Annotated in this window: 4 protein-coding genes and 1 pseudogene; 4 read left to right on the top strand and 1 reads right to left on the bottom strand. The window is 55.4% G+C overall.

Features of this window, described 5'->3' with window-relative positions; translation table 11 throughout:
- A partial coding sequence (locus tag AC30NL_RS17935; protein WP_489465349.1) for a hypothetical protein occupies positions 1-180 on the bottom strand: 180 nt, incomplete at its 3' end.
- Between the two features lie 917 nt (positions 181-1097).
- On the opposite strand from AC30NL_RS17935, the gene AC30NL_RS17930 reads away from it, so the two are divergent.
- From AC30NL_RS17930 to AC30NL_RS17915, 4 genes and pseudogenes are all read left to right on the top strand, one after another.
- Positions 1098-2222, top strand: coding sequence for a hypothetical protein (locus tag AC30NL_RS17930; protein WP_489465348.1), 1125 nt, complete (start codon positions 1098-1100; stop codon positions 2220-2222).
- Positions 2223-3295: 1073 nt separating this feature from the next.
- Positions 3296-5458: pseudogene (locus AC30NL_RS17925) on the top strand (flavin monoamine oxidase family protein); the annotation flags it as partial.
- 123 nt (positions 5459-5581) lie between these two features.
- Complete coding sequence (gene iaaH / locus AC30NL_RS17920) at positions 5582-7012, top strand: indoleacetamide hydrolase (RefSeq protein WP_489465350.1); 1431 nt, start codon at positions 5582-5584, stop codon at positions 7010-7012.
- Positions 7013-7095: 83 nt separating this feature from the next.
- On the top strand, positions 7096-7479 hold the full coding sequence (locus tag AC30NL_RS17915) for a hypothetical protein (RefSeq protein WP_489465347.1): 384 nt from the start codon (positions 7096-7098) through the stop codon (positions 7477-7479).
- Positions 7480-7560 lie beyond the last annotated feature (81 nt).

The following is a 7560-nucleotide window of genomic DNA, read 5'->3' as shown; positions in this document are numbered from 1 at the left end:
CTGTCCCGCGTCGGCAATCGTGTAGTCGGGGTTCAAGCCCTGCGCTTTGGCGTCCATCAGATGCACGCCCCAGGTGTCGCCGTCGCGGTGCGTCTCGGCGGCCAGCAGATAGCAGAATGTCGACTTCGCATCGATCCCTGCGAGCACGGGGCGAGGCCCCTGGAAGATCTCGTCGTGCAAGCCCCACCCGAACGCCCGACAGCGCGATGCCGGAGCTGATCACGCCGGCCTGACGTGCGGATCCTTGCAGGATCCAACGTCCTGTGCGCAAAGCTGGTGGTTGTCGGCCGCCCCATTGGAAGATCTGCTGGCGGCTGAGCGTCGTGTGAACGAGCTATCAGAGCAACTTCAAGCTCTGAAGGCCTCGACAGAGAAGTAGGAGTTTCGGTTGCAAACGGACCGCACCAAAGAGCCGACATCAAAAGTTTCGGAAGGTCATTCATCACTTCGTTCCCGTTGACGGCAGAAATCGCGTGGCAGCACAGAATTGCCCCCTCCGCGCACCCCAACCAACACTACCAGCAATGGACTCGAGCATCTACCCCGTATCAGCGTCTCCTCCACGATCGCCAGTCGATGAGGCTCACGAAATGCTGCTGCCCATGACGCCTTCAACGACTGGACAACCTGCTCCGCAGACGTCCGATGACAGTCTCAATGCGTTGCCGCGCAGAGGAGCCGCCCACCACGATGGGGCCGCTCTTCGTGGAGACGAATCTTCGAAGCGGCGGCGGCGGGACGCAGTTCCGACGACTTCGACTTCGGCGCAAACGGCGCCTCCGAGTTATGCGGCTTCGCTGATAAGTTTGCCGACGGATTTGACGGATAAGATCACCGATCATTTGCTCCGCGACGATGCATTTGCGACTTTCCGCGACTTGAGCGCTTTGCGCTCGACAGCCAGCGCATTCCGGGAGAAAGGGGGGCGCGCGTACCGATTGCTCCAGCAAGTGGTTAGCGCGGCGAGACAATTTGTCTCGGGTGTAGGCAACGCCGGGCACGTCGGCTCCTGTGGAGTCCTGCTCGGATTTTTGTCGCCGCAACAGCAAGAAAGCCTCGTGACCGCGGCATGTGGCTTCGTCGGAGATGCGGACAAGTTGCGGGCACTGGCCGGGCTGGCGGAGGGGTTGGCGCACCTGAGCGAGACGCAGCGCGAACGCGTCGTGACTGTCGCGATGGATACGATCGATGCGATCGATGCGATCGACGACACGCACAAAGCGCTGAAGGTCCTGGCGATTAGCAAGATGGCAGCAGGTCTGGCGAACCTGGACGAACAGCAACGTGAACGCCTCCTCGCAGCTGCCATCGGCCTCGACGACTGGCACAAGGCCTACGCGATCGCCGGGCTGGGTGCGGGGCTGGCGCATCTGGACAAGTTGCAGCGCGAACGCCTCGTCGGTGGCGCCATCGATTTGGCAAGCCACGAGGACAAAGCCACCGCAATCGCCGGGCTGGGGGCGGGGCTGGCGCATCTGGACGAGTTGCAGCGCGATAGACTCGTCGTCGCATCCACCGAGCTGGTCAACGATTTACACCAGGCCTGGGCCATCGCTGGCCTAGGGGTGGGAGTGGCGCATCTGGACGAGCTGCAGCGCGAGCAGCTCGTCGGAGCCGCTATCGGCTTCGTCGATGATATGCACAAGTGCGAAGCAATCGCCGGATTGGGAGCGGAGCTGGCGCATCTGGACGAGTTGCAGCGCGAAAGGCTCGTTGCCGCAACCATCGGTTTGCCGAACCACGACGAGTTCAAGGCCACTGCAATCGGCGGCCTTGCGGCGGGTTTGGCCCATCTGAGCGATCCTCAGCGCGAACGCCTCGTCTGCGCCGCCATGGACCTCGATGAGTCGCACAAGTCGTCGGCGATCGCCGGGCTGGTCGCGGGGCTGCAGCACCTGAGCGAGCTGCAGCGCGAAAGCGTCGTAGCTGCCGCCATTGAATTGACGAGCGGCGAAGACAAGGCCAGCGCAATCGCCGGGCTGGGGGCGGGGCTGGCGCATTTGAGCGAAGCGCAGCGCGAAAATCTCGTCGGTGAGGCCATCGGATTGCCGAGCCACGAAGACAAGGCCAGGGCAATCGCCGGACTGGGGAAAGGGATTGTGAATCTGAGCGACCAGCAGATCGGTCGTCTCATCACCGCCGCCTCCGACATCTCCCACGACTACCGGGCCATGGCCATAGGCGGGCTCGCCGCCCGATTGAGCCGCGCGGTACTGCCTTGATCATTTGAACGGAACGTAGCTGGCATCTTGACGCCCATCGCCAGGGAGCCATTTGGCATGGCTGCGACCATCTAGGGGAGCGCCGAACAATTGGGTCGCTCGATTACGAACCGGACTAGGTTGTCGGCCAAGGCTGTTCTGGCCGGCGATCCTGACGTCAGAGGGTGACTCGCCCCCTTCCCGCCTGCGGGAAGGGCCGGGGGATAGGTGGGGGATAGGTGGCCGCCGCCAGGCAAAAAGTGAAATGTCACGTTCCACACGAAATGGCATAGGAGCCATTTCCGCATCTACAAAATAGTAAGGAGGAGCGCCGTATCGACCAAATCGCCCTATTTTTCGCAGTTGACGATATTGAAGTTAGCCAAGACGCTGTCGCAATTGAGCATTCCAGGGGGCGACCACAGGGCGATTGCATGAAGGAAACGAGTGAAGGTGTGGTAAAGGACCGCCTCAATATTGACCTCGAAAAAAGCAAATAGAGGTCAAAAGACAAGATAACAGCCGGGTCCGTTACCCGAACTTGCTTCTGGCGGCACTGCGTGGCGGCCACAGGTAAGGCGGGCAGATGCTCAAGCAAGGAAAGTCCAGCAATACCAACAGCAAGTCCATTCTTCGCCTCGATTGCGAGGGCTCTCCTATACCAGATATTTGGCAATCTCTTCATGCAATCGCCCTGGGGGCGACCAGCTGTCGCATGAAGGAAAAGTCGCTTAAAAATAATGGCTTATGGACACAGCTTGTGTAGCACTTTGTTTTCTCACGCATCAGTTGAGTGCCTACATTTTGAGGACTATCGGCGTATCTGGCTTCGTTTTGCACCACAAGAACCCTATTCTTGGACGATATTGAGCCTTCATCGCTGTGCGTACCACATTTCAGTGGCCGGCTTCATGCACTCGCCCTGGCAGCACTGGGAATCGGCTCGAAAGCCGCATTTTTTCTAACATCTCTGGAAACTGCAGATTCTCGAATCATTGAAAAACTGACGTGAGTGCAGAGGCCTCGACTCCAAGAAGGCCGCAAATTACGCAAGTAGAAATCCTAGCACGTAGTATTAATTACCAATTGAAATTATGGGAATTCAGCATACAAAACCCACGGACAGCATTGTCATTACGGATTCTGCGAACACAGCAACTGCAGATCACAACCAGGCGGCTGCAGGTACCTCGCAGCTCGGTGGCCAAGGTGTCCTGCAACCTTTGCAGCCACGGCAAATCTTGAACCCCTCGAATGAATCTTTGCAGCCACGGCAAAGTGTGAGCCTATTCAATAGCCGTCCGGCTCTTGCGCTCCGAAATCCCGTCGGAGACTGGCCCGCAGCTCGGGATGATCGACCATCTGCATTCCTCGCCAATCTCAAGAGCATGGCCAAACTACCAAAAGGCGCAGATCGGCTGAAATTCCAGCAAGAGATCAATGAGCACTGGAAATGCCTGAGCGATTCGGACAAAACAAAGGTGCTCGAAATGGCAGGGCAAGTCGCCATATTGCAGGAAATCAGCGCACCAAGCAAAATGCGTGGGCCGGCGATCAGTTGGCTGCATTCGACGCTCAGCGCCATGAATTCAAATCGGACGCTTCAAGGCTTTTTACCGCGCTTGACAAGGGATGCCCAGGACGGTCTGAATGCAGTGTTGACCAAGAAACCAAATAGAAATCTGATTGATGTCGATTTCGACTATAAGCATTTTCTGAAATTTAATATCAATCCGATCTCGTTGCCAACTGAAGCACACGGCAAGGAAGTCGCCATTATCGGCAGTGGCATCTCCGGCGCCGTTGCTGCACGTCTGCTGTTGCAGGCCGGAGCAAAGCCGGTGATTTTCGAGCGTGATTCCAAAGCTGGTGGACGTTTGGATTCGCGCCCCTATCACGACGTTGATGGCAATAAAGCGCTTGAATTTTCAGAAATGGGCGGGATGCGTTTTCCAGTCACTGGGAGAACCTGGTTTCATTTTCTGAAACAACTCAACATCAAGACAATTCCAGACTTTCCAAATCCTGGGAAGGTTCCGACGGCCCTTCATTTCAAAAATGAAATTATCGATTGGCCCGCTGGCGCCGGCGCCCCTAATAGCCCAGTTTTTAAAAAGATCGGGGCTGATTTTTCCAAATTTGTCGCTCGACTGGTGGGTCCTGTGGAAAATGCGCGAAAAGCGCATGATACAGAGAAAATGCAGGAAATTCATCAGGCATACCTTGACAAATACGGTGACAAAACGTTTTATGACGCCCTCATGGAAGACTTGAAAGACGCGGGGACTGTTTGGTCAAAAGACGAAATTGATGCATTTGGAACACTGGGCATTGGGACGGGCGGATTGGGTGTATTTTACCCAGTCAGTTTCATGGAAATTCTGCGCGTCATGGTCAACGGATTTGAGGATGAGCAGCATCTTTTGCAAGACGGCGCAACGGCAGCGCTAAACAAATTTTATAGCGCAGAGGTAAAGCTGCCAGACAGAACCACCGCTTCGCTCGCCGCTAATGCCGAGATCAATCTGAGGACACAGGTTACTGACATCTCGTCTAACAATGGCAAGCCGATGTTGGAATTCAAAGGCGACGACGGCGAGATGCGCACAAGGGAGTTTGCTGCCGTCGTCGTGGCAACCACTCCCGCAACCATGCAGGATATGGGATTGTCACGGCCCAAAGTCGGCCCTGGGCAGGTAATTTCTGCCGAGGCGGCAAATGCCATCTCCGGTTTGGACATGGTGAGCTCCTCAAAATTGTTTATTCGCACTGAGAAGAAATTTTGGCTGGATAGCGAAGGAAATCCGCGCAACGAAAAGAAGGCAGACGGATCGTTCGGCCCCATCCCGCAGAACATCCAGACGGATCAAGCGGCGCACAGTATTTATTGCTTAGACTATCCGGGCAGCGACCATGGTATTGTGCTGGTGAACTATACCTGGGGTGAAAAATCTGACAATTTAATTCACCTATCACCAGAAGAGCGCTTGAATGAATTCAAAAAGACCATTGCAGAGGTTAGCCCGGAATTTGCCGCCAATCTAGCGCCGGTCAATAATGAAATCCACTGTGTCGATTGGCAAAATCAGGCGGGACACTATGGCGCATTCAAGCTAAACAATCCGGGCCGGGAAGCAAGTCAGCAGGCGGCGTTCTACCAGCATCAAGATAATCGCAGCGGCGTTGTTCTGGCCGGCGACAGCATTTCGCATATGGGCGGTTGGGTCGAGGGGGCATTGCAAACTGGTATTCATGCCGCGTGCGCCATTGCGGTACATCTTGGAGGCCATGTAGCAGAAAACTCACCTCTAGAGTTGAACAGGAACAAGTTCAATTATGGCAGCGATGGCAATGCCATTGACCCAGTGAAAGCGTCGAGGATGCTGGAGTTGAATGCATCTGATGCAGTCGAGGCAATTGCACGTGGTAGTGTGACGGCAGAAGAGTACATGACAGTACTTCTGGCGCGGGCAAAAGCACTTTCCGGCTTGAATTCCATCATCACACTCAATGAGGATGGTGCATTGGCAGCGGCCAAAGAGATCGACGAGGCCCGTGCTGCGGGTAAGCCGCTCAAACGGCTGGCGGGTTTGCCAATTATTGTCAAGGACAATATAAATACCGAAGAGCTGCCAACCACAGCCGGAACGCCAGCTTTGAAAGGCTTCATGCCAGGGAACAATGCCCCAACATTGCAATCGCTACTGGATGCTGGCGCGATTGTACTTGGCAAAGCGAATATGCATGAACTCGCGTTTGGAATAACTAGCACGAATCTCTCTGCCTTTGCCAAGCCAGTTAGAAATCCTTATAATCGCGACTATATGCCGGGTGGATCATCGGGCGGCACTGCGGCTGCGATTGCTGCGCGCATTGTTCCCGCTGGATTGAGCACGGATACAGGAGGTTCGTCACGGATACCTGCTGCCCTAACCGGTATCGTCGGTTTGCGGCCTTCGGTCGGTAACGGCGGCGCTGAGCGTCGTTATAGCGGCTCGGGTGTTGTGCCGGTCAGCACCACAAGAGATACGGTTGGACCCATGGGCCTTACTGTAAAAGATGTTGCGCTACTGGATTCTGTTATTGCCGACGGTGAACTGCCAATTCCCGCCGCATTGAAAGGCTTGCGCTTAGGTGTTCCAGGCTCATTCTGGAGAAACCAAGATAAAGAGGTTGCCAGTGTTATGGAGGCCGCCAAGAGGAAGCTCTCAGATGCCGGCGTTGTGTTCGTCGATGTGGATATGCCGGAAGTTATTGCCCTGAACGATAAAGTATCGTTCCCGGTCGCCATGCATGAGCCGCTTACCTCCATACCTGAGTATCTTAAGGCCAATGGTGCGAAGGATATCACATTGAACAAAATTGCCGACAATATTGCAAGCCCTGATGTGCGAGGGGCATTCACTGCCATCAAGGAAGAAAGCTTCGGTAAACTTTATCCTGATGCTATTAATGTCTATCGTCCGCAACTTCGAAAGGCTTACGATGATTACTTTTCGAACAACAATGTTGACGCTGTGTTTTTTCCAACCACCCCACTTCCGGCAGTGCCGATCGATTTTGTGAAAGGATCTTCAACGGTTTCTTTCAATGGAGGTCCGCAAGTCGATGAATTCGGTATTTTTACGCAAAATACGGATCCCGGCAGTAATGCCGGCATTCCTGGACTTTCGTTGCCCGCTGGCATGACCTCCGGTGGCCTTCCCGTCGGAATGGAGATCGATGGCGCTGTCGGTACTGACGCGAAACTTCTTTCCATCGGAATGGCCATGGAAGCTCTTTTCGGTACGTTGCCAGCGCCAAAAGTCTGATTTTTTGATGTGAGAAAGGAAACTTGAGGCCTATAAACCAATATTCCTCAGTTGCCGCATACCCAAGGCGAGCATTTGTTTGTTTGCCTTGGGGATTTGCGATACCCCTGCGATACCCCTGCCATGCCTTCGCCGATCTGTACCACCAGCGCTGGATAATCGAGGAGGCGTTCAAGCGCTTGAAGCTCGAAGCCGTCTCGGGACTCTCTCAGCAGGCGCTCATCATCCACGTGGCTACCAAGGTCCTGGCCGACAACCTCACGTCGCTGATGTGTGACGCCGCCGCCGAACAGGCCACCCTTGCCTCGCGATCACGCAAGTGCAGTCGATCCTACGCGGCCAGCTTCATGCAGCGTGCGCTGCCTCGCATGGGTGCTGTTCATCGGCGACGTGTGCGCGGCCATCGCCGATCGCCGATTCCCATCACCATGCTCTGCGCCAATACCCAGTGTTATGACCCGATGTAATTTCGGCTTGCCGAACCACGCTAATCGAGGTTGAGTCATGGCACCTGTCCCGCGATGTTTTCGGCGGTGCCCGCACATGTT

Source organism: Rhizobacter sp. (assembly GCA_021153565.1).
Lineage (GTDB): Bacteria > Pseudomonadota > Gammaproteobacteria > Burkholderiales > Burkholderiaceae_C > Albitalea.
This window is presented reverse-complemented; position numbering and strand designations above follow the sequence as displayed.

What these genes read in the sequence shown, in the direction of transcription:
- iaaH (WP_489465350.1), top strand. Translation starts at nt 5,582, where the DNA reads ATGCTGGAGTTGAATGCATCTGATGCAGTCGAGGCAATTGCACGTGGT.